The sequence below is a fragment of the Schlegelella aquatica genome, from assembly GCF_026013905.1.
Taxonomy (GTDB): Bacteria; Pseudomonadota; Gammaproteobacteria; order Burkholderiales; family Burkholderiaceae_C; genus Caldimonas; species Caldimonas aquatica.
Map to the genome: position 1 here is coordinate 255402 of NZ_CP110257.1, position 20197 is coordinate 275598.

The following is a 20197-nucleotide window of genomic DNA, read 5'->3' on the forward strand; positions in this document are numbered from 1 at the left end:
CCATGGCGCTCGGCGAATTCGAACTCATCGACAAGTACTTCACCCGCCCGGTGCGGCGTGCCGCGCTCGGCGTGGGCGACGACTGTGCACTGCTCGTCCCGGCCCCGGGTATGCAGCTGGCGGTCTCCACCGACCTGCTGATCGAGGGGCGGCATTTCCTGTCCACGGTGCTCCCCGATCGCCTGGGGCACAAAGCACTGGCGGTCAACCTGTCGGATCTGGCCGCCTGCGGCGCCCGACCGCTCGGCTTCACCCTGGGCCTTTCGCTGCCGCAGCCTGACGAGGCGTGGCTCGAAGGCTTCGCACGGGGCCTCTTCGCGCTGGCCGAGCGCCACGGCTGCGAGCTGGTGGGCGGGGACACGACGCGCGGGCCGCTCGCGATCTCGATCACCGTCTTCGGCGAGGTGCCGGCGGGGCAGGCGCTCTTGCGCAGCGGGGCGCGGCCCGGGGACGACGTGTACGTGAGCGGCACGCTGGGCGATGCACGCCTGGCCTTGGAGATGTTCCGCGGCGCGGTGAGCCTGCCGGGCGAGGACTTCGATCGCGTGCGCCGGGCGATGGAGCTGCCCGAGCCGCGCGTCGCCCTGGGGCAGGCCCTGCGCGGGATCGCGACGGCCGCGGTGGACGTGTCCGACGGCTTCGCAGGCGACCTGGGCCATGTGCTGCGGCGCTCGGGCGTGGGGGCGACGCTCGAGGCCGAGTCCTTGCCCCGCAGTGCGGTGCTCGCCCGTCAGCCGCCCGAGTGGCAGCGGCGCTGCACGCTGACGGGTGGCGACGATTACGAGCTGGTGTTCACCGCCCCGGCCGCCCGCCGCGACGAGGTCGAGGCCGCGGCCCGGGAGGCGGGCGTGCCGGTCACGCGCGTGGGCCGCATCGACGTCGAACCGGGCCTGCGCGTGCTCGGCCCCGAGGGGCGGTTGCTCGCCGCCGACCTCCACACCTTCGACCACTTCAAGACGCCATGAACGCTGTCACCGTCACTGCGCACGCCCCCCTGCGCCCCGATGCCCGCTTCCTCTGGTCGCACCCGGCCCACCTCGTCTCGCTGGGCTTCGGTTGCGGGCTGAGCCCCGTGGCCCCCGGCACGGTGGGCACGCTGTGGGCGTGGCTGAGCTTCGTCGTGCTGGACCGCTGGCTGGGCGACCTGCAATGGGCCGTGCTGCTGGGCGTGGCGCTGCTCGTGGGCCTGTGGGCGGGGCAGACGACTGCGCGCCGGCTCGCGCAGCACGACCCGAGTCCCATCGTGTGGGACGAAATCATCTGCTTCTGGTGGGTGCTGTGGTTCGTCACGCCCGCGCATGCCAGCGTCGGCAGCGTGCTGTGGACGCAGGCCGCCGCCTTCGCATGGTTCCGCTTCTTCGACGCGGTGAAACCCGGCCCGGTCGGCTGGGCCGACCGCCGCTTCAAGGGCGAGGGCTGGCGGGGAGCCTTCGGCATCTACGCCGACGACATCGTCGCCGCGTTCTGCACCTTGCTCGTGTTCGCCCTGTGGCGGGCGTGGTGAGGGCGGGCGATGCCGAACCTCACGCAGCCGGACGACTGGAGGCGGCCTGCCTTGCTGCAGCCCGACGACCTCGGCGCGACGCTGCACACGCTCGCGGCCCGACTGCGCGCCCGCGGCTGGAAGATGGCCTGTGCCGAGTCGTGCACCGGCGGCCTGATCGCGGCGCTGTGCACCTCGCTCGCAGGCTCCAGCGAGTGGTTCGAGCGCGGCTTCGTCACCTACTCCAACGAGGCCAAGACCGAGCTGCTCGGCGTGCCGCAGGCGCTGATCCGGCAGCACGGCGCCGTGAGCCGCGAGGTGGCGCTCGCGATGGTCGACGGGGCGCTGCGCCACTCACGCGCGCAGTTGGCGGCGGCGGTCACCGGCATCGCCGGGCCGGGCGGCGGCTCGGCCACCAAGCCGGTGGGCACGGTGTGGTTCGGTTTCGCCCGCGCCGGCACTGCGCCCACGCTGGAGGCGGAAGTCCTGCACTTGCCGGGGGACCGGGCGCAGGTGCGCGCCGCAGCCGCCCAGCACGCGCTGATGCGCCTGGCCGCCCTGGCCGGCGAGCCGCCGCCGGCGGACGGCTCACGCCCGGCCGCAGAGGGGGGCCAGGTGTGAAGTGTCGATAGCTGCTTTCGCGAGTCGCCCTCCACGCCGCCGGGAAACGGAACCGCCCTGGCGAAGCCAGGCGGGTCGAGCCGGCCATCGATGTCCGGCTCCGCTCGCCAGGGTAGAGGGCAGGACCTTACTTGGCGGCGGCCCGCGCCTGCGCCACGGCGGCCTGGAGTTCCTTCCACAGGTCCTGGCCCACCTGGTTGGCGATGCTGGCATGGATCGCGGAGAGCTTTTCGCGCATGCGGTTGGCCTCCGCAGGCGACAGCTCGTTGACCTGCATGCCCTTGGCCTTGAGTTCCGCCAGCGCCCGGGCGGCTTCCTCGCGGGTGTCCTTGCGCTCGAACTCGCGGCTCTTCTTGGCCGCCTCCATCAGCACGTTCTTCTCGTCCTTCGACAGACCGTCCCACCATTTCTTGCTGGCCAGCACGATCCAGGGGCTGTAGACGTGGTTGGTGATGGTCAGGTACTTCTGCACCTCGTAGAACTTGCTGGACAGGATCGTGTTGTACGGGTTCTCCTGACCGTCGACCGCGCGCGTCTCCAGCGCGGTGAACAGTTCGGAAAACGGCAGCGGCACGGCGTTGGCGCCCAAGGTCTTGAAGCTGTCGAGGAAGACGTTGTTCTGCATCACGCGCAGCTTGATGCCGTTCAGATCCTCCAGCTTCTGGACCGGCTGCTTGTTGTTGGTGAGATTGCGAAACCCGTTCTCCCAGTAGACGAGCCCGACCAGACCCTTGTCTTGCAGCTTGTCCATGATCTTCTGCCCGACCGGGCCGTCGAGCACGAGGTCGGCCTCGCGGGCATTGTTGAAGAGGAACGGCGTGTCCCACACGGCCATTTCCTTGGTGATGCCCACCAGGGTGGCGGTCGAGCCAACCATCATTTCCTGCGCTCCACCGATGAGCGCCTGCTGCATCTGCACGTCCGAACCGAGCGCGGCTGCGCCGATGGCGCGCACCTTCATCTTGCCTCCCGACAGGCGCTCGACCTCATCGGCGAACACCTTGACGGCGCGGCCCTGGTTGGACTGCTCCACGAGGCCGTAGCCGAAGCGGATGAGCCGGGGCTTGATGTCCTGCGCGGCGGCGGACAGCGGGGCCGTGGCGGCCGCGAGGGCCACGCCGACGGCGGCGACGAGCTGGGGGAGTTTCATGACGTGCATCTCCTTTGGGTTGCGGGGGCGGTGGACCTCATTGCATCCACTTCAGGGGGGTGAGAACGAGCTGCGGAAACGCGACGAACAGCGCCAGCAGCACGAGGTACATCGCAAGGAACGGCGTGGTCCCGCGGATCACCGCTTCCATGCGGATGCGGCCGACGCCGGCGACGACGTTCTGCACCGTGCCCACCGGCGGGGTGATCAGCCCGAGGCAGCCGGCGTAGATGAACATGAAGCCGAAGTAGACCGGGTCCACACCGGCCTTGACCGCCAAGGGCGCGCACACCGGCGCGAAGATCAAGATGGTGGGCGTCAGGTCCATCGCCGTGCCGACGATGAGCAGGAAGACCATCATCACCGCCATGAAGAGCACCGGATCGCCCATCAGCGGGGCGAAGCTTTGCGCGAGCTGGCTCGGCAGGTCGGCCAACGTGATCATGTAGGCCGTGACGGTGGCGGCGCCGGCGAGGAACATCACGATCGCCGTCGTCTTGCTGGACTCGACGAGCACGCGGTACAGCCCTGGCAGCGTCAGCTCGCGATACACCGCCAGCGAGACGAAGAGCGCGTAGACTGCTGCCACGACGGCCGCCTCCGTGGGCGTGAAGATCCCGCCCTTGAGCCCGCCCAGGATGATCACCGGCATCATCAGCGCCCAGAAGCTCGCCGCCAACGCGCGCAGGCGTTGCGGCCAGCCGATGCGATCCATCGCGGGCAGGCGCCGGCTGCGGGCGATCCACCACCAGCCGAACACGAGGAACAGGCCCATCATCAGCCCCGGGAAGATGCCCGCCAGGAACAGCTTGCTGATCGAGGTGTTGGTGGTGACGCCGTAGATGATGAATGGCATCGACGGCGGAATGATGGGCGCGATGATGCCGCCGGAAGCCAGGAGCCCCGCGCTCGGACCGTCGGGGTACTGCTGCTGCCGCATCATCGGCAGCAGGATGGTCGCCAATGCGGCGGTGTCGGCAATGGCCGAGCCGCTCATCGAGGCCAGCAGCACCGACGCGCCGATGGCGACGAACCCGAGGCCGCCGCGGATGTGGCCGACGAAAGCGCGCGCCAGGTCGATGATGCGGCGGCTCAGGCCGCCGGCGTTCATCAGCTCACCGGCGAGGATGAAGAACGGCACGGCCAGCAGCGGGAAGCTGTCGAAGCCCGCTTGCAGGTTCTGCGCGAGCAACTGGGCATCGAAGAAGTCGAGGTGGTACATCAGCGCCACGCCGGTCAGCAGCAGCGCATGCGCGATCGGCATGCCGATGGCCATGGCGGCGATCAGCACGACGAGGAAGATGGCGGTGACGGTCATCGCAGCCCCCTCACTCGATCAGTTCGCTGCCCGCAGGCGAGTGCGGGGTGCGCGAGCGATGGCGGACCACCTCGGCCGCCAACGCCGCCAGCACGCCCACCGCGACGACCAGCGTCGAGGCCGCGGCGAGCGCGAGCGGGTAGCCGATCACGGTGCTGCGGCTGTCCATGCCCGCGCGCACCTGGGCCCACGAGCCCTGGGCCACCAGCACCATCACATAAGCGGTGCCCCCGCGGGCGAGCCACAGACACACCTGCCGGGGCACGCCTCGCAAGCGCGCGGTGAGCAGATCGAAGCCCAGATGCTGGTTCTCGAACGCCGCCAGCACCGCGCCCAGGCTGACCAGCCACACGAACAACAGCCGCGACAGCTCCTCGTAGTACACGATGCCGGTGTCGAAGACATAGCGCAGCACGACGTTGACGAAGACGGCGAGCACCATGCCGGCCAGGCCGAGGGCCATGGCGCCTTCGGCCAGCTGCCGCAGCCATGCGGCGGGTGCACGCGGGGAAGGGGATGCGAGCTTCATCGTTCGGGCTCCTGCACGCCAGGCGCGGTGGCGAGGTTGCGCACCCAGGCGACCACTTGCTCGGCCAGCTCCTGCAGCGGCCGCGTGGCCTCCAGGCGCAGCACGCAGGCTTCGCCGTCCGGACGCTCCAGCGTCTGGAACTGGCTCGCCACCAACCCGGGCGGAAAAGGGTGGCCCGGCCGCGCCGCGACGCGGGCATAGGCGGTCGCTTCGTCCACATCGAGGAACGCGAAGCGCAGCCCGGGGCGCGCGGCGCGCAGCTGGTCCCGGTAGCGCTGTCTCAGCGCCGAACAGGTCAGCACGACGCCCTCGGGATGGGCCTGGAGCAGCTGCCCCAGCCGCGCGAGCCAGCCATGTCGGTCTTCGTCGGCCAGCGCGATACCGGCCCGCATCTTGGCCAGGCTCGCCGGCGAGTGATAGTCGTCGCCCTCGAGCAGCTGCCAGCCCAACGCCTCGCTGCAGCGACGCCCCAGACTGGACTTGCCGCAGCCCGCGACGCCCATGACGACCAGGGCCGGCGCGCAGGCTGCGCCGGGCGCCGCCGCGGAAGTGGAGGCCGGGGGCTGCGGGGCGGCTGTCATGGGTGACGGCGGGTTGGTAGCGCTATCCATTGGAGGCGGAACTGGGCGGCTGCGCGCCGCCGAACGGGGTGGAGACGGCCGGGGCGCCGCGGGCGATGCCCGCGACGGGCAGGCCGGGCAGGGCCGGTGTTGTCGTCCCGACTTGGTAGCGCTATCCTACGCCGATCGCCCCGCCGTCGAATAGGGAAAACCCGAGCATGAACGCCCCTGCGCGCCGCCGCCGATCCAGCGGCCGAGTCACTCTGGCCGACGTGGCACGGGAGGCGGGCGTGAGCCCCATCACCGCGTCGCGGGCCTTGCGCGGCGAGCGCGGGGTCGGGCCCGAGCTGGTGGACAAGGTGCGGGCCGCGGTGGAGCGGCTGGGCTACGTGCCCGACCCGGCGGCGCGGGCGCTGGCGTCCTCACGCAGCACGCAGGTGGCCGTCCTGGTGCCGCTGCTGTCGAACGCCTTGTTCGTGGACCTGCTCGAAGCGGTGCACCGGGTGCTGTTCCCGGCGGGCTATCAGGCGCTGATCGGGGTGACGCACTACAACCCCGACGAAGAGGAGCAGCTGCTGCGCAGCTATCTGGCCCACCGGCCCGCGGGCCTGCTGGTCACCGGCTTCGACCGCACCGAGACCGCCCGCCAGCTCATCCAGTCGAGCGGCCTGCCTTGTGTCCATCTGATGGAGACGACCGACGCGGCGGGGGTGTACTGCGTGGGCTTTTCGCAGGTCGAGGCCGGCGCGGCGCTCACGCGCCATCTGCTGGCGCGGGGCCGCCGCCGCATCGCCTTCGTGGCCGCGCAACTCGACCCGCGCACGATGCAGCGCGCCGAGGGCTACCGCCGCGCGCTGCGCGAGGCCGGCTGCTACGACGCCAAGCTGGAATTGCTCAGTCCCGAGCGCTCGTCGATCGCGCTGGGAGCACGTCTGCTGACCGAACTGCTCGCCACCCGGGACGGGATCGATGCCGTCTTCTTCTGCAACGACGACCTGGCGCAGGGCGGCTTGCTGGCCGCGCAGCGCTTGGGCATCCGAGTGCCGACCGACCTGGCGGTCGCCGGCTTCAACGACCTGGCCGGCAGCGACCAGATGGTGCCGCCGTTGACGACCGTGCGCACGCCCCGCAGCGAGGTCGGCGAGGCGGGGGCGCGCATGTTGCTGCAGCTCATGCGCGGCGAGCAACCCCGGCCCTCGTGCGTGCGGCTGCCGTACGAGGTAGTGGTGCGGCAGAGCACTTGACGGGGCACCACTTCTCTCACCCGCGACTTGTCACTTCGGTCGAACTGCTGCCGATCCATTGGCGCGGACATGCGCCGAAGCGCTGCTTGAAACGAAGGGGTTGTGTTGTGAAGCGATGAACTCGCGGAAGATCGGGCGGGTGCACAGCAGCACGCTCGGCTCTCGCAGATCTATGACGCACCGAGCGCTGCGCGTCGACGGCCCGTGGAAGGCGGCCTCCACGAAAGGCTCGTCGGGAAAGAAGGATCCGGGCCCCTCCTGTATGGCGTCCGGCAATCCCAGCGCCTCGAACACCGCCTGAGTAGAACCGCCGGCCAGCCGGGGGGATGAACCGCAGATACCACCTATCGAAGCTTCACAACCAGAGGGGCACTGGGCGGCCGGCGGCGCGGCATGCGGCCGCCCCGGCCGTTCAGGCCACCAGCGCCAGGCGCCGATGGGAGGCGGCCGGCTCCGCGGGGCCGAACTGCAAGGCCTCGACCACCATCAGCGCGAGCCGCCGCAAGGCCGCCCAGGCGTCCAGCGGCCAGTCCGGATGCTTGAGCCCTTTGACGATGCCATCGCAGCACTGGGCCGCCTCCAGCAGTCCGGCGACCTGCCACGCGGCCAGGCGTGGCACCGCCCGTTCGCAGAGCTTTTCCTTGACGCCCCACACGCGCTGCTCGCGCAAGGCCATGGCCAGCGGCTTGCCGGCCGCCACCGCGTCGTGCAGGCGCTTGAGGGTGCGGATGTCCTCGGCCAGCGTCCAGTGCACCAGCACGGGCGCCTCGCCCTCGGCCTCCAGCCCCTCGAGCATGCGCAGCACGCGCGGCGTCTGCCCGGCCAGCACGGCCTCGCTCAGCTTGAAGACGTCGTAGCGGGCCACGTTGAGCACCGCGGCCTCCACCTGTTCGAAGCTCAGCTCTCCGGGCGGGTAGAGCAGCCCGAGCTTTTGGATCTCCTGGTGCGCGGCGAGCAGGTTGCCCTCGACGCGGTCGGCAAAGAAGGCGAGCGTGCGTTGCCCGGCCTCGCCCGCCTGCACGCGCTGCGCCTGCGCGGCCAGCCGCTGCGCGATCCACTGCGGCAACGCCTTGCGCTCGACCGGCTCCACGCGCACGACGAGCCCCACCGCGTCGAGCGCCGAGAACCAGCCGCTCGATTGCGTGGCCTTGTCCAGGCGGGGCAGCACGACGAGCGTGACCACGTCCTCGCCGAGCCGTTCGCAGTACCGCTGCAAGGCTTCGGAGCCGTCCTTGCCGGGCTTGCCGCCGGGGATGTGGATCTCGATCAGGCGCCGTTCGGCAAAGAGCGACAGCGCCTGCGCCGCGCCGAGCAGCCCCGACCAGTCGAAATGCGCACCCGCCACCGTGTGCACCGCGCGCTCGGTGTGGCCCGCCACCCGGGCCGCGGCGCGAATCGCATCGCAGGCCTCCTGCACCAGCAGCGGCTCGTCGCCATAGACGGTGTACAGCGGGCGCAGGCCGCGTTGGAGGTGGCCGTGGAGTTGATCGGCGCGAATCTGCATGGAAGGTGAAGGAAAAAGGCGCGCGCCGCGCGCCGGCACTACAGCTTGGCGGCCGCCAGCCGGCGCAGCAACTGCGCGGCCAGGTCGCGGCGCAGGTCGCGCACCAGCTCGGCCTCCTCCAGCTCCTTGCCCAGCGCGGCGCTCTCGTTGTAGCTGAGCAGCTGCGACTGCACAAGCGCGGTTTCCGGGATCAGCTCGCGCCCGGCGGGCGTACGCAGCCGAAAGCGCAGGTAGGCCCGCACGTCGAACTCGCGCACCTGCCCGGCGCCGGTGGTGGCCGTCACGGCGCGGCTCATCCGGTCGTCCAGCACGTCCAGCACCACGTCGGCCTCCTGGGGCGTCTCGGCCAGGCGCAAGCCGGGCAGCGTCGCCAGCTGACGGCGCACCTCCTGGCCCAGCTCCGAGCGCGGCGCAAACCCCAGGTGGATGCTGCGGAACGGCAGCTCGGGCGCGCCGCGCAACCGGAACCCGCAGCCGGCGAGCACCAGCGCCGCGACCCCCGCGAGCCAGCCGCGGCGCGGCAACGAGCGACGGGGCAGGGGGCGACCGGGCAGCGCGCGAGTCATCAGACGACCACGTTCACCAGGCGCCCGGGCACCACGACGACCTTCTTGGCCGGCTTGCCTTCGCCGAAACGGGCGAACTCCGGCGAGGCCAGCGCCGCCGCTTCGATCGCCGCCTTGTCGGCCGAGGCCGGCACCTTGAGCGAGCCGCGCAGCTTGCCGTTGACCTGCAGCACGAGCTCGATCTCGTCCAGCACGAGGGCGGCCTCGTCCACCTGCGGCCAGGGTGCGTCCAGCAGGTCGCCCAGCTCGGCGGCATAGCCCAGTTGCTGCCACAGCACGTGCGTGATGTGCGGGCAGGCGGGGTAGAGCGCACGCAGCAGGATGCCGAAGCCCTCGCGCATCGCGGCGCTGGCGCCGTCGCCCGCAGGCTCGAACGACTCCAGCGCGTTCAGCAGCTTCATCGTCCCCGAGACGACGGTGTTGTACTGCATGCGCTCGTAGTCGTAGTGGATCTGCTTGAGCAGGCTGTGCACCTCGCGGCGCAGCGCGCGGGCCGCCTCGCCCCAGCAGGGGGCCGGCTGCGCTGCGCGGATCGTCTCGGCCTGCTTCATGCCGAAGTTCCACACGCGCTTCAAGAACCGGTGCGCGCCTTCGACGCCGGCGTCGTTCCACTCCAGCGTCTGCTCGGGCGGCGAGGCGAACATCGTGAACAGGCGCGCGGTGTCGGCACCGTACTGGTCGATGAGGTCCTGCGGATCGACGCCGTTGTTCTTGGACTTGGACATCGTGCCCACGCCCTCGTAGGTCACCGGCGAACCGTCGCTCTTGAGCCGTGCGCCCACGATCTTGCCGTGCTCGTCGTAGAGGTTCTCCACCTCGTGCGGCCAGAAGTACTCGATGCCGCCCTTCTCGTTGCGCCGGCTGTAGATGTGGTTGAGCACCATGCCTTGCGTGAGCAGCCGCTTGAACGGCTCGTCCACCTTCACCAGGCCCAGGTCTCGCATCACCTTGGTCCAGAAGCGCGCGTACAGCAGGTGCAAGATCGCATGCTCGATGCCGCCGATGTACTGGTCCATCGGCATCCAGTACTGCGTACCCTCGGCCACCATGCGGTCGTCGTTCGTCGGGTCGCAGTAGCGCATGAAGTACCACGACGAATCGACGAAAGTGTCCATCGTGTCGGTCTCGCGCCGCGCCGGCTGGCCGCACTGCGGGCAGTCCACCTTCAGGAACGACTCGCACTTGTTGAGCGGGTTGCCCGAGCCGTCGGGGATGAGGTCCTCGGGGAGCACCACCGGCAGGTCCTTCTCGGGCACCGGCACCGGGCCGCACGACTCGCAGTGGATGATCGGGATCGGCGTGCCCCAGTAGCGCTGGCGGCTGATGCCCCAGTCGCGCAGGCGCCAGGTGGTCTTCTTCTCGCCCAGGCCCTGCGCGGCGAGCAGCTCGGCCACCTTGTCGACGGCGGCTTTGTGGTCCAGGCCGTCGAGCACCCCCGAGTTCACGCAGCGCCCGCGCTGCTTGTCGGCGTACCACTCGGCCCACGCCTCGCTCGAGAAGGTCTCGCCCTCCACGGCGATGACCTGCTTGATCGGCAGCCCGTACTTGCGTGCAAACGCGAAGTCGCGCTCGTCGTGTGCCGGCACGCCCATCACCGCGCCGTCGCCGTAGCTCATCAGCACGTAGTTGCCCACCCACACCTCGACGGGCTCGCCGGTGAGCGGATGCGTCACGGCGAGCCCCGTCGGCAGGCCTTCCTTTTCCTTCAGCGCCAGCTCCGCCTCGGTGGTGCCGCCCTTCTTGCACTCCTCGATGAAGGCGGCGAGTGTCGGGTTGCTGCGCGCCGCGTGCGTGGCCAGCGGATGCTCGGGCGCGACCGCGCAGAACGTCACGCCCATGATGGTGTCGGCGCGCGTGGTGAAGACGTACAGCCGCCCGCCCTGGATGAGTTCGCCGTCCTCGCCGCGGATGTCGTGGGTGAAGGCGAAGCGCACGCCCTCGCTCCTGCCGATCCAGTTCTCCTGCATCAGCCGCACGCGCTCGGGCCAGCCGGCCAGGTAGTTCGGGTCGTCGGGGTTGCTCACGGCCGAGAGCAGTTCCTCGGCGTACTGCGTGATCTTGAGGTAGTAGCCCGGGATCTCGCGCTTTTCGACCAGCGCGCCCGAACGCCAGCCGCGCCCGTCGATCACCTGTTCGTTGGCCAGCACCGTCTGGTCCACCGGGTCCCAGTTGACGACCTGGGTGCGGCGCTCGGCGATGCCGGCTTCCAGCATCTTCAGGAACAGCCACTGGTTCCACTTGTAGTAGTCGGGCTTGCAGGTGGCGATCTCACGCGACCAGTCGATCGCCAGCCCCATCGCCTGCATTTGCTTCTTCATGTAGGCGATGTTGTCGTAGGTCCACTTCGCGGGCGGCACGTGGTTCTTCATCGCCGCGTTCTCGGCCGGCAGACCGAAGGCGTCCCAGCCCATCGGCATCAGCACGTTCCAGCCGTTCATGCGCAGGTAGCGCGTCAACATGTCGTTGATCGTGTAGTTGCGCACGTGGCCCATGTGCAGCTTGCCCGAGGGGTAGGGCAGCATCGAGCACGCGTAGAACTTCTTCTTGTTCGCGTCTTCGGTGACGCGGTAGGCATCGCGCGCGCGCCAGTCGGCCTGGGCGGCGGCTTCGACCTCGCGCGGCGAGTAGACATGGGGCTGCGGTGCTTGGCTCATGGGGCAGGACGCGCGTGTCAGGCGGGTAAGAGGCGCCCCAGGACGGGCGCCGGATCAGCGGACGAAGGAAGTCGCCGATTATAGGAAGGGGGTGGAACGCCGCCCCACGCGAGCGGCCGGCTCAACCCGACCGTGCGCCGACCCCGAGCCCTCTGCGCACCGGGCCGACGCAGGCGCAGCCGCGGACGCGGATCCGTGCGACGCACCGTGTCGCCACGCCCCGGGCAGCCCCGCACCCGTCGCGCGAGGTCGCTCATCGAAGACCGCCTGGGCGACGCCAGCGCACCGGACGCTGCGCGCGGCGCGTGTCGATGTCTTTCCGGCTTCCTCGTCGACCCGCTCGCGCAGTGCCAGACACCATTGCCTGAGCATGTCCTCACCTTGCACCGCCGCGAGAACCGGCATCGCCTTGTCGAGGAAGGTGCCGAAGAACGGCATGTCCCGCCTCCAGAGGACATGCGAATCCGCGGGCATCAACCTTGCGAACCTACCGGGCGCAGCGGGCGAGTCGCCGCCGGGCATCGGGGACCGTCTCGATCCGATTGGGGTTGCCCAGGCAGCGGTCGTCCTGCTCGATCAGGACCTTGCCGCCTTCGGCCTTCAAACGCAACGCCACCGTCATGCGTTTCCAGCCCGAGCCGATCTCGCTGATCTGGGCTGCCGGCGTGCCGTCGATGAAGAAGTACTGCACCGTCATCAGCACCTCGTTGCGCGTCTTGTCGCCCACGCCCACAGCGGGCACCGCGTTGCAGAAGTAGAGGGCCGATTCCTTGATCTCGATCGTGTGGAAACCCACCTCCTTGAACGATTCGTCAAAGATGAACACGTGGCAGCCTACGCGGTAACGCTGTCCTTCGACGCACTGGTAAGTGGGCGCGTTGGCAAACGGTGCCGGTGTGCAGACATCGCCGGGGTGCTGCTTGGCCATGAAAAGCATCGGTTGCAGGTAGTACTTCTTCTCGTCGATGTAGAGCTTGTAGCCTAGGTCTCGGTCGGCTTTGCCACGATCCCCCGGCGGGGCGGCATTGCGCAGGGCTGCTGCGCGTTCGGCTGCTTCGTTGACCTTTCGCGCTTCGCTTCTCGGACAATCCGGCCAAGGCCGGATGCCCTGGTGCATTTCGTTCACTTCTTTGACGGTGAAGCTGGGCGGCACCCCGGGGCAAGGGGGCGCCGGTTCCCAGCCTTGCGTGGTGACATGCACCTCGGCGCTGGCGGCCAGGGGCGCCAGCGGGCCCACGATCCAAATGAGCCAGCCCCTCCAACGGTCACGCCTTCTTGCGGTATTTCTCATAAGCGGCCTGCAGTTTGCTGTCGTATCCATAGGTCTTGTAGTCCGGTCCGTTGTAGTGGAAGGCGATGGCTTGCCAGTTCTTGGCCTTGACCGCACCCCACAGCGACATCTCGATGCCCAGCGCCTTGATGCGGGTACCGGGCTTGTTGCGGATGTACCCGCACAGGAGCCGCAGCTGAGCGAATTCGGAGGTGCACATGCTTGCGGCGAACGTTTCCACATCATCGGCACGGCACAACGCAAAGTTGTTGCCCATGATCTGGAACTTGCCCCAGGAGCACGACTTGAGCGCGGCCTGCGCGTCCAGCCGATAGGCGTTGATCAGCCGCAGATAGGCGCTGGCATAGTCGCCGTAGATGTCGTCGGCGTCCACCCGGCCGTCGTGCATCTTCTTGTCGCTCTTGCCCAACCGGCTCTTCTTGCGGTAGCCGGTGGGCCAGGAGATATCAGGGTGGGTCTTGTCGTGTTTGCCACCGGTCAGGCGGCTGAAGTAGTGCCGTTCGAAAAGGACGGCGGGAATGTTCGCGCCGTCGGCATGGTTCAGGCGCCAGAACGACAAGTGGCCGCCACTTTCCACTTCGGCAAACGCCTTCAGCACAGCTGCCTCGCATTGGAGATAGGCGGCCGCCTGTTCCCATTGCGCCTCGGTGATCTCGCCGCCCTGGTAGTTCCCGAACAGCGCGGCCAAGCCCTGCGGAATGTCCACCTCGATCTTCAGCACCGGCTGGCCCTGCGGGCCCTTGGTCTTGCGGGTCTTGACCGCCGGGTTGTTCTTGCTCGGTGTGCCGCTGGCCGGCTTGGGCAAGGGCGGTTGGGGGACGCCCGGCGCCGGCTTGGCGGGCGCCGGGGCGCTGGGCTTCGCCGGGGCGCCCTGGGGCAGCGGTTCGGTATTGCCAGGCACGACGATGGAACCGCTGACCAGGGTCAGCAGCTTGTGGCCATAGCCCGAGAGCGTGCGTGTCACCTGCTGCCACGTGCCTTCGACGGTCTGCACCCACACTTCCACATCGGAATGCGCCGATTGCGTGACCTGCCGGGCAGTCATCCCGTTCGCGCCGGTGCGACCCGTCACGGTGCGGCCGTCGAACTTCAGCATGAAGGGCAGGTTTTCGATCGGATGGCGCAATGCATCCAGAAACAACGCGGTGACGCCAAAGGCCGACGACTCCGACAGGTACAGGGTCTGGCCGACGGCCAGCTTGTTCGGATCGCGCAGGCCGTTCCAGCGCTGCAGCTCGCGCACGGTCTTTCCACATCGGCGCGCGATGCTCGACAGGGTGTCGCCCGGTTTCACCCGGTATGGGTCGGTGATCGCAGGCTCAGTCATCGTCAACCTCTGCCTCATCGTCGAACTCCTGTGCCGCCTCATCGACCGACTCCTCCACCACCCAGCCTCGGCCGGTGGAGTGCCAGTACCGGAGGGCCTGAGGTTCGGCCGTGACCGCGGCCAATGGCATCGGGTCGCCCGGTCTGCGGCTCGCTTGCTCGACGATGTGAGCCGATTGGCGGGCAACGACCTGTGCGGCGAATCGCAAGGGCAGCCATGCGTCGGGAATGTCACTGAGGTCGAGCGCCTCGCTGTAGGCCACCTGCAGCCGACTCGTCGGTTCGATCCCATTGACCGTTCCTGCGGGCAAGGGCCCGATGCTGGCCGCCTCCCGGCCCGCCCCCTCCCACTGATGCGTGGCCGCCTGCACCACAAAGCTGCCCGGGGTGGTGAAGCGGATGTCGCTGCCGTCGAGCACGACGGCGCTGTCGCCGCCCACCAGCTCGATGCGCTGCTTGGCCTGCACGACGATCTCGTCGGCCACGCTCAGGATCTGCACCTGCTGGTCGGCCAGGATCTGCAGCCGGTCGGTGTGCGCGCGCAGGCTCACCGGCCCTCGCGCGGCCTTGAGCTGGAGGCCGCCGGCGTGGGTGTACCAGCTGGCCGTGCCGCCGGCGGTCACGCTGGCCGTGGCGCCGGCGCTGGCGTGCCAGTCGCCCTGCGCCACTGCGGCGTGGTCGCCCGAGGCATGCTGCACGAGGGCGGCCTCGCTCGCCTGGGCCAGGGTGGACGGCGTGTCCAACGTCACGGTGGGGCCTGCGGGCCGTTCGACCGGTTCGGTGGGCTGGCGCGCCGCGTCCTGCTTGACGGCGGGCTGTCCGCTCACCGGGCCGCCGTAACGACCCTCCTCGGCAGGGTCGAGCAGGCGCAACAGCTGTACCGCCGAGCCGGGCCCGCCGGCCGCCTGCCCCGCCGGCTCGGCCTCGTGCGGCTCCAGCCCGTGGGCGCGCGCCGCGCGTGCAGCGGCGTGCAGGCGTTCGGCCAACTCCTGCGCCGCGCGCAGTTGCGCCACCGCCTCGGCCGCATCCATCTGGGTGGACTCGGCACTGCCGTAGCGCCCGGGGCGGGCACTGGTGGTCACGAGCAGCCCCTCGCCGGCGCGCAGCGTCGCCCAGCCTTGGGTGCCGGCCTCGAAGCCGGCGCCACGCACGCCGCCGCGCCAAGCGCTCCCGCACGCTTGCTCGATGAGATGACCGAGCGCCAGCTCGGCCAGGGTGTGGCTGGCCTGCCAGCGCATGCGCAGCTGGCCGGTGGCGTCGTCGAGCACCCATTCCTGGTGACCGGCGCCGCCCAGGCTGCGCTGGTACCAGCCGCTCAGCACCCCCGGGTGGTTGGCCGCGCGAAGGGGGGCGCGGTCGCCCGCGGCGCGAGCCCCGGCGCGCCCGTCGAAGCCCCCGCTCGGCTCGCACGCGCCCGCCGGGGGCACTTCGCGCCCGGCCCTCTCGCCACCGGCCAGCGGCGGGCGGTCCTGCCCGTTGTACAGCTGCCCGACGATCACCGGGCGGTCGATGTCGCCGGCGATGAAGTCGACCAGCACCTCGCTGCCCACGCGGGCGGTGAAGACGCTGCCCCAGTTGGCGCCGGCCGCGCGCTCGGCCACGCGCACCCACGCGCCGCTGCGTGCGTCGCCGGGGGCGTTGCCCCCTTCGTGCGGGCTGGACTCGTCGTGCGGCAGCCCACCCGGCCAGGGCGCCTCGCCCCGCTGCCAGGCGAACTGGATCTTCAGCCGCTGGTCGCGCTCGGTGGTGGCCGGCTCGCCGGGGTGGCCCACCACCAGCGCGGTCTGCAAGCCCCACGCGGTGGGGCGCGGGCGCGGGGGCGGCACATGGGCGAGTTCGGCCGGCTGGGCCTGCAGCTCGCAGCGGTACGCGCCGTGCTCCAGCTCGGGCTCGCCGGCGATCTCGGCAGCGCGGGCGCCCAGGTTGTTGTGCACCCGGTGCTCCACGGCGAGCACCAGGTACTCGCCGCCCAGGCTGGGGTGCTCCACCAGCGCGAACCGCGCGCCGGGACGCGCCATGCGCCAAGTGCCTTGCGCGTGCACGCGCCTGCCGTCCTGCGCGTAAGCGTCGGCGCGCACCTGGGCGCGCGCAGCGGCCACGCCCTCGGCGTCGTCCGGCCGCGTCGCGCGCCCGTCCTGGGCCGCGCCTCCGCCGGGCCAACGCTCGCCCACCCCGTCGTAATGCTCCAGGCGGGGCAGGGCCGCCCCGGCCAGGGGCACCTCCTGTTCGGCCGCGACGCCTTGCAGGCGCTCGGGATGCCAGCGCGCGAGCGTGAGGGCCGTGGGATGGGCCCGCTGGGTGCAACGCACGCGGCTCAGGGTGTCCACTTCCCATGCCCGCGCGCGGGCGTGGCGGCCGGCCAGGTCGCGCGGCTGACTGAACCGCACGGGCCCCAGGAACGGCCGGGGGCTGGCGCGGTCGGTGAGCACCAGGCAATGACGCGCCTGGTGCGCCGCGAGCCCGTCGCGCTGCGCCTGGGCGTCGGCGTCGCTCTGGTGCTCGAAGTGGTACCCGATGCCCTCCTCGGCCAGCAGGCGCTGCACGAAGTCGAGGTCCGTCTCGCGGTACTGGGTGCAGATCTCGCGCCGCGGCAGCGCCCGGGTCACCTCCACGCGCCAGTGCGCCTGAGGATGATCGCGAAACACGTCTTCGACGATCTCCAGCGCGGTGCGGTCCTGGTAGAGATAGGTGTCGCGCCGCAGCGCGAGGAAGTCCAGCCACGACCCCAGGCGCAGGCGCCAGCGATGCCAGCCGCCGTCGCTGCCCAGGTGGGCGGCCGCCGCGACGTAGCCGTGCCAGGTGCGCCGGCGGTCGTCGGCTTGCCGCAGCGCGAGGCTGAGCTGCTGGCCGATCAGCCGCGTGAGCGGCAGCTCGCCGGGGCTGCATGCCGTCAGCTCGATCGAGAACGGGGTGTCGCACGCTTCTCGGATCGTGGCCTGCTCGGCCACCAGGCGCTCGGGGCCGAGCACGGTGCAAACCTGCAACAGCCGGTCGTGCTGGCTCAGCCAGGCGGCGCCCAGCTCGTCGGCCCGCCACACCGCCGGCCCGTGCGCCGGCGGCTCGCTGCGCCCGCCCGTGCGGGCGCTCTCGCGCTCGTCGTGCGCCCAGGCCGCGCCCCCGCCCACCGGCGACGCCACGGTGTAGGTCATGGCTTCCCTCCCCGGAATCTATCGTTTTGGTGTGTTCTGTCGTTTTCGTGCGGGCCGCATTGTGCGTGCAAGCCGCGCGGGCCCGCACTCACCGAAAAGAGGGAAGGGGCGCCCAAGTGGTTACCACGTGTCACGGGCGCGCCCCCGTGGGACTGCGCGCGCGGGGGCCGCCGTCAAGGCCGCTCGGTGACGAAAGCGATGCGGTGCAAGCCGGCGTCCTGGACGCGGCCGATCAATTCCGCCACCGTGCCGTAGGGCACGCGGCGGTCGGCCCGCAGATGGACCTCGGTCTGTGGCGCGCGGGCCGCCAGGGCCGCCAGGCGCTCTTGCAACCGGTCCGCGGCGACCGGCTCGTCGTCCAGCTGGACGGTGCCGTCCTCGGCCACGGTGAGCGACACGCTGTGGGGCGCTTCGACCGGCCGGCCGGCGTCGGTGCGAGGCAGCTCCAGGGGCAGGCCCGTGGTCATCAGCGGCGCCGCGATCATGAAGATCACGAGCAACACCAGCATCACGTCGATGAGCGGGGTCATGTTGATCTCGCTCATCGGGCGGGCGTCGGGCGCGCGCTCCAGGCGGCCGAAGGCCATCTCACGCCTCCCGGTCGTCGTCAGGGGCTGGCGCGCCCGCCGCCGCCCGGCCCGCCACCAGCTCGCGCAGGTCGTGCGCATAGCCTTCGAGGTCGGCCTCGCAGGCGGCGACGAGTTTGCCGAACACGTTGTAGGCCAGCACCGCCGGGATGGCCACCGCGAGCCCCGCGGCCGTCATCACCAGCGCCTCGCCCACCGGGCCGGAGACCTGCTCCAGCGAGAGCCGGCCCTCGGCCCCGATGCCCGCCAGCGCGTGGTAGATGCCCCAGACGGTGCCGAACAGGCCGATGAAGGGGGCGGTCGAGCCGATCGAGGCGAGCGCCACTTGCCCGGATTGCAGGTGACGCAGCACGCCGTGCAGGGCGTCGCGCAGCCGCCGCGTGAGCTGCGAGTGCAGGTGTCCGCTGCCCTCGAGCGAGCCCGGGCCGGGCCGGTGCAGCGCCGCGTCCAGCAGCGGCAGCAGCACGCGCTCGCGGTCCAACGCGGCCAGGCGCGCGCGGCCCTCGGCCACGGAGGCGGCCTGCCAGAAGGCCGGCACGGCCCGCACGACGTCGCGGCGGGCACGGCGCAGCAGCCAGCCCTTCCAGACGATGAGCAGCCAGGAGCCGACCGACATGGCCAGCAGCACCAGCGCCACCGCGCGGCCGACCGCGTCGGCCTGATCCCAGAAGTGCCCGAACCCGGCCATCCGCGGCGGCGGGCTCAGAGGCCCAGCACCTCGTCCATGCCGAACAGCCCGCGCGACTGCCCGGCCAGGAAGCGCACCGCGCGCAGGCTGCCCTGCGCGTAGGTGACGCGGCTGGAGGACTTGTGCGTGATCTCGATGCGCTCGCCGATGCCGGCGAACAGCACGGTATGGTCGCCCACGATGTCGCCGCCGCGCACGGTGGCAAAGCCGATGGTGGACGGGTCACGCTCGCCGGTCACGCCTTCGCGGCCGTACACCGCGCACGACTTGAGATCGCGGCCCAGCGCCTGCGCGACCACCTCGCCCATCTTGAGCGCGGTGCCGCTGGGCGCGTCGACCTTGTGGCGATGGTGCGCCTCGATGATCTCGATGTCGTAGCCTTCCTTGAGCGCGCGCGCGGCCATGTCGAGCAGCTTGAGCACGACATTGACGCCCACGCTCATGTTGGGGGCCATCACGATGGCGATGTCGCGCGCGATCTGGGCGATCTCGGCTTTCTGCTCGTCGGTGAAACCGGTGGTGCCGATCACCGCCTTGACACCCAGCTCGCGGCACACGCGCAGGTGCGCCAGCGTGCCCTCGGGGCGCGTGAAGTCGATGAGGTACTGCGCGCCGGCCAGCCCCGCGCGCAGGTCGCCGGTGATCTGCAGGCCGGTCGCGCGGCCCAGGTAGGCGCCCGGGTCCTGCCCCACGGCAGGGCTGGAAGGGAGGTCCAGCGCGCCGGCGAGCTGGCAGTCGTCGCTCGCCAGCACGGCTTCGATCAGCATGCGGCCCATGCGGCCGGAGCTGCCGGCCACGGTGATGCGGTGGGTCATGGTCGTTGTCGGTAGGGGCTTGAGGACAGGGGCGCACGGGTGCGCGACGGCGTCAACCGCCGGCGCTCGGCTCCAGCGGCGGGTAGCTGCGAGGTGCGGCGGGCGGGGCGGCCTCTTCCGGCGGCACCGGACGGGGCGCGGGCAGCGCGCGCCGCTCCTCTTCGGTCAAGGCCAGCTTGGGCTCGCGGCGTGGCTTCTTGAACGTGTCGATCGAGTCGACGAACTCGCGCTCGCTGGGCAGCGGCGGCGCCTCCAGGCGCACCAGGCGCTCGCCCTCGAACCAGGCCGTCACGCGCCGCTGCTGCGGCTCGGTGCCACGGCGGCGGATCGTGAAGATGTAGTCCCAGCGGTCTTCGTGGAAGATGTCGGTCAGCAGCGGCGAGCCGAGGATGTCGCGCACCTGGGCGCGCGACATGCCCGGTTGCACGGCGTCGGCCATCTCTTGCGTGACGACGTTGCCTTGCACCACCTCGATGCGGTAGGGGGTGATGAGGCCGAACAGGCGATCGGCCGAGCGCATCGAGCTGCAACCGGCGAGGGCGCCGAGCGCGGCCGCCAGCGCGATGCCGCGGCCCCAGCGAATCATGAGGGACATAGGGGTTTGCATGGCGAAGGCGTAACAGTCGCCTCCAGGCTCGATATGATCGGAGGATTCTAGGGCCTCCGGCGCGCCGCCTTCCGAACGGCACCGGCAAACGCAGGCGCCCCCGGG

General features: G+C 70.7%; 18 protein-coding genes. 4 read left to right on the forward strand and 14 right to left on the reverse strand.

Annotated features, from left to right (window positions below; translation table 11 throughout):
- Positions 1-2 precede the first annotated feature (2 nt).
- The 3 genes from thiL to OMP39_RS01140 are packed head-to-tail and all read left to right on the forward strand — an operon-like array spanning position 3 to position 2104.
- Positions 3-965: a thiamine-phosphate kinase gene (gene thiL, locus OMP39_RS01130; RefSeq protein ID WP_264892988.1), complete on the forward strand. Its 963-nt coding sequence runs from the start codon at positions 3-5 to the stop codon at positions 963-965.
- Positions 962-1504, forward strand: a complete 543-nt coding sequence (locus OMP39_RS01135; RefSeq protein ID WP_264892989.1) for a phosphatidylglycerophosphatase A family protein — start codon at positions 962-964, stop codon at positions 1502-1504. The genes thiL and OMP39_RS01135 overlap by 4 nt, the downstream gene beginning before the upstream one ends.
- A gap of 9 nt (positions 1505-1513) precedes the next feature.
- Positions 1514-2104, forward strand: a complete 591-nt coding sequence (locus OMP39_RS01140; protein ID WP_264892990.1) for a CinA family protein — start codon at positions 1514-1516, stop codon at positions 2102-2104.
- A 127-nt stretch (positions 2105-2231) separates the two neighbouring features.
- Here OMP39_RS01140 and OMP39_RS01145 read toward each other — a convergent pair whose 3' ends face one another.
- Genes OMP39_RS01145 through OMP39_RS01160 form a run of 4 tightly spaced genes read right to left on the reverse strand, consistent with a single transcriptional unit; the run spans position 2232 to position 5604 of the window.
- The gene (locus OMP39_RS01145; RefSeq protein WP_264892991.1) at positions 2232-3254 is read right to left on the reverse strand and encodes a TRAP transporter substrate-binding protein; all 1023 of its coding nucleotides are present in this window, start codon (positions 3252-3254) and stop codon (positions 2232-2234) included.
- 37 nt (positions 3255-3291) lie between these two features.
- Complete coding sequence (locus OMP39_RS01150) at positions 3292-4572, reverse strand: TRAP transporter large permease (RefSeq protein ID WP_264892992.1); 1281 nt, start codon at positions 4570-4572, stop codon at positions 3292-3294.
- Between the two features lie 10 nt (positions 4573-4582).
- Entirely contained in the window at positions 4583-5101 is a 519-nt protein-coding gene (locus tag OMP39_RS01155) for a TRAP transporter small permease (RefSeq protein WP_264892993.1), read from the reverse strand.
- Positions 5098-5604 carry a gluconokinase gene (locus OMP39_RS01160; RefSeq protein ID WP_264894602.1) on the reverse strand — a complete coding sequence of 169 codons (507 nt, stop codon included), beginning with the start codon at positions 5602-5604 and terminating at the stop codon, positions 5098-5100. Before OMP39_RS01160 ends, OMP39_RS01155 begins: the two co-directional genes overlap by 4 nt.
- Before the next feature lie 275 nt (positions 5605-5879).
- Here OMP39_RS01160 and gntR point away from each other — a divergent pair, with 275 nt between their 5' ends.
- A complete protein-coding gene (gene gntR, locus OMP39_RS01165; protein WP_264892994.1) occupies positions 5880-6905 on the forward strand; it encodes an HTH-type transcriptional regulator GntR in 1026 nt (341 codons plus the stop codon).
- A gap of 412 nt (positions 6906-7317) precedes the next feature.
- Here gntR and holA read toward each other — a convergent pair whose 3' ends face one another.
- From holA to OMP39_RS01215, 10 genes are all read right to left on the reverse strand, one after another.
- The gene (gene holA, locus OMP39_RS01170) at positions 7318-8409 is read right to left on the reverse strand and encodes a DNA polymerase III subunit delta (RefSeq protein WP_264892995.1); all 1092 of its coding nucleotides are present in this window, start codon (positions 8407-8409) and stop codon (positions 7318-7320) included.
- 38 nt (positions 8410-8447) lie between these two features.
- Positions 8448-8975 (reverse strand): LPS-assembly lipoprotein LptE, encoded by a 528-nt coding sequence (locus OMP39_RS01175; protein WP_264892996.1) that lies wholly within the window; start codon positions 8973-8975, stop codon positions 8448-8450.
- Entirely contained in the window at positions 8975-11629 is a 2655-nt protein-coding gene (leuS, locus tag OMP39_RS01180) for a leucine--tRNA ligase (RefSeq protein WP_264892997.1), read from the reverse strand. The genes OMP39_RS01175 and leuS overlap by 1 nt, the downstream gene beginning before the upstream one ends.
- Positions 11630-12116: 487 nt before the next feature.
- The gene (locus tag OMP39_RS01185) at positions 12117-12746 is read right to left on the reverse strand and encodes a hypothetical protein (protein ID WP_264892998.1); all 630 of its coding nucleotides are present in this window, start codon (positions 12744-12746) and stop codon (positions 12117-12119) included.
- A 148-nt stretch (positions 12747-12894) separates the two neighbouring features.
- Positions 12895-14163, reverse strand: coding sequence for a LysM peptidoglycan-binding domain-containing protein (locus OMP39_RS01190; protein WP_425340652.1), 1269 nt, complete (start codon positions 14161-14163; stop codon positions 12895-12897).
- A gap of 76 nt (positions 14164-14239) precedes the next feature.
- Positions 14240-17395, reverse strand: a complete 3156-nt coding sequence (locus OMP39_RS01195; RefSeq protein WP_264892999.1) for a type VI secretion system Vgr family protein — start codon at positions 17393-17395, stop codon at positions 14240-14242.
- Between the two features lie 173 nt (positions 17396-17568).
- A complete protein-coding gene (locus OMP39_RS01200; RefSeq protein WP_264893000.1) occupies positions 17569-17982 on the reverse strand; it encodes an ExbD/TolR family protein in 414 nt (137 codons plus the stop codon).
- Position 17983: 1 nt separating this feature from the next.
- A complete protein-coding gene (locus tag OMP39_RS01205) occupies positions 17984-18670 on the reverse strand; it encodes a MotA/TolQ/ExbB proton channel family protein (RefSeq protein ID WP_264893001.1) in 687 nt (228 codons plus the stop codon).
- A 14-nt stretch (positions 18671-18684) separates the two neighbouring features.
- A complete protein-coding gene (dapB, locus tag OMP39_RS01210; protein WP_264893002.1) occupies positions 18685-19485 on the reverse strand; it encodes a 4-hydroxy-tetrahydrodipicolinate reductase in 801 nt (266 codons plus the stop codon).
- Positions 19486-19537: 52 nt separating this feature from the next.
- Positions 19538-20080, reverse strand: coding sequence for an outer membrane protein assembly factor BamE (locus tag OMP39_RS01215; RefSeq protein ID WP_264893003.1), 543 nt, complete (start codon positions 20078-20080; stop codon positions 19538-19540).
- Between the last annotated feature and the right edge of the window lie 117 nt (positions 20081-20197).

Coding starts and splice junctions, on each gene's coding strand:
- OMP39_RS01205 (WP_264893001.1), bottom strand. CDS start 18,670: ATGGCCGGGTTCGGGCACTTCTGGGATCAGGCCGACGCGGTCGGCCGC.
- OMP39_RS01195 (WP_264892999.1), bottom strand. CDS start 17,395: ATGACCTACACCGTGGCGTCGCCGGTGGGCGGGGGCGCGGCCTGGGCG.
- leuS (WP_264892997.1), bottom strand. CDS start 11,629: ATGAGCCAAGCACCGCAGCCCCATGTCTACTCGCCGCGCGAGGTCGAA.
- OMP39_RS01215 (WP_264893003.1), bottom strand. CDS start 20,080: ATGTCCCTCATGATTCGCTGGGGCCGCGGCATCGCGCTGGCGGCCGCG.
- OMP39_RS01135 (WP_264892989.1), top strand. CDS start 962: ATGAACGCTGTCACCGTCACTGCGCACGCCCCCCTGCGCCCCGATGCC.
- OMP39_RS01185 (WP_264892998.1), bottom strand. CDS start 12,746: ATGCACCAGGGCATCCGGCCTTGGCCGGATTGTCCGAGAAGCGAAGCG.
- holA (WP_264892995.1), bottom strand. CDS start 8,409: ATGCAGATTCGCGCCGATCAACTCCACGGCCACCTCCAACGCGGCCTG.
- OMP39_RS01175 (WP_264892996.1), bottom strand. CDS start 8,975: ATGACTCGCGCGCTGCCCGGTCGCCCCCTGCCCCGTCGCTCGTTGCCG.
- OMP39_RS01150 (WP_264892992.1), bottom strand. CDS start 4,572: ATGACCGTCACCGCCATCTTCCTCGTCGTGCTGATCGCCGCCATGGCC.
- thiL (WP_264892988.1), top strand. CDS start 3: ATGGCGCTCGGCGAATTCGAACTCATCGACAAGTACTTCACCCGCCCG.
- OMP39_RS01145 (WP_264892991.1), bottom strand. CDS start 3,254: ATGAAACTCCCCCAGCTCGTCGCCGCCGTCGGCGTGGCCCTCGCGGCC.
- OMP39_RS01140 (WP_264892990.1), top strand. CDS start 1,514: ATGCCGAACCTCACGCAGCCGGACGACTGGAGGCGGCCTGCCTTGCTG.
- OMP39_RS01160 (WP_264894602.1), bottom strand. CDS start 5,604: ATGGGCGTCGCGGGCTGCGGCAAGTCCAGTCTGGGGCGTCGCTGCAGC.
- OMP39_RS01155 (WP_264892993.1), bottom strand. CDS start 5,101: ATGAAGCTCGCATCCCCTTCCCCGCGTGCACCCGCCGCATGGCTGCGG.
- dapB (WP_264893002.1), bottom strand. CDS start 19,485: ATGACCCACCGCATCACCGTGGCCGGCAGCTCCGGCCGCATGGGCCGC.
- gntR (WP_264892994.1), top strand. CDS start 5,880: ATGAACGCCCCTGCGCGCCGCCGCCGATCCAGCGGCCGAGTCACTCTG.
- OMP39_RS01200 (WP_264893000.1), bottom strand. CDS start 17,982: ATGGCCTTCGGCCGCCTGGAGCGCGCGCCCGACGCCCGCCCGATGAGC.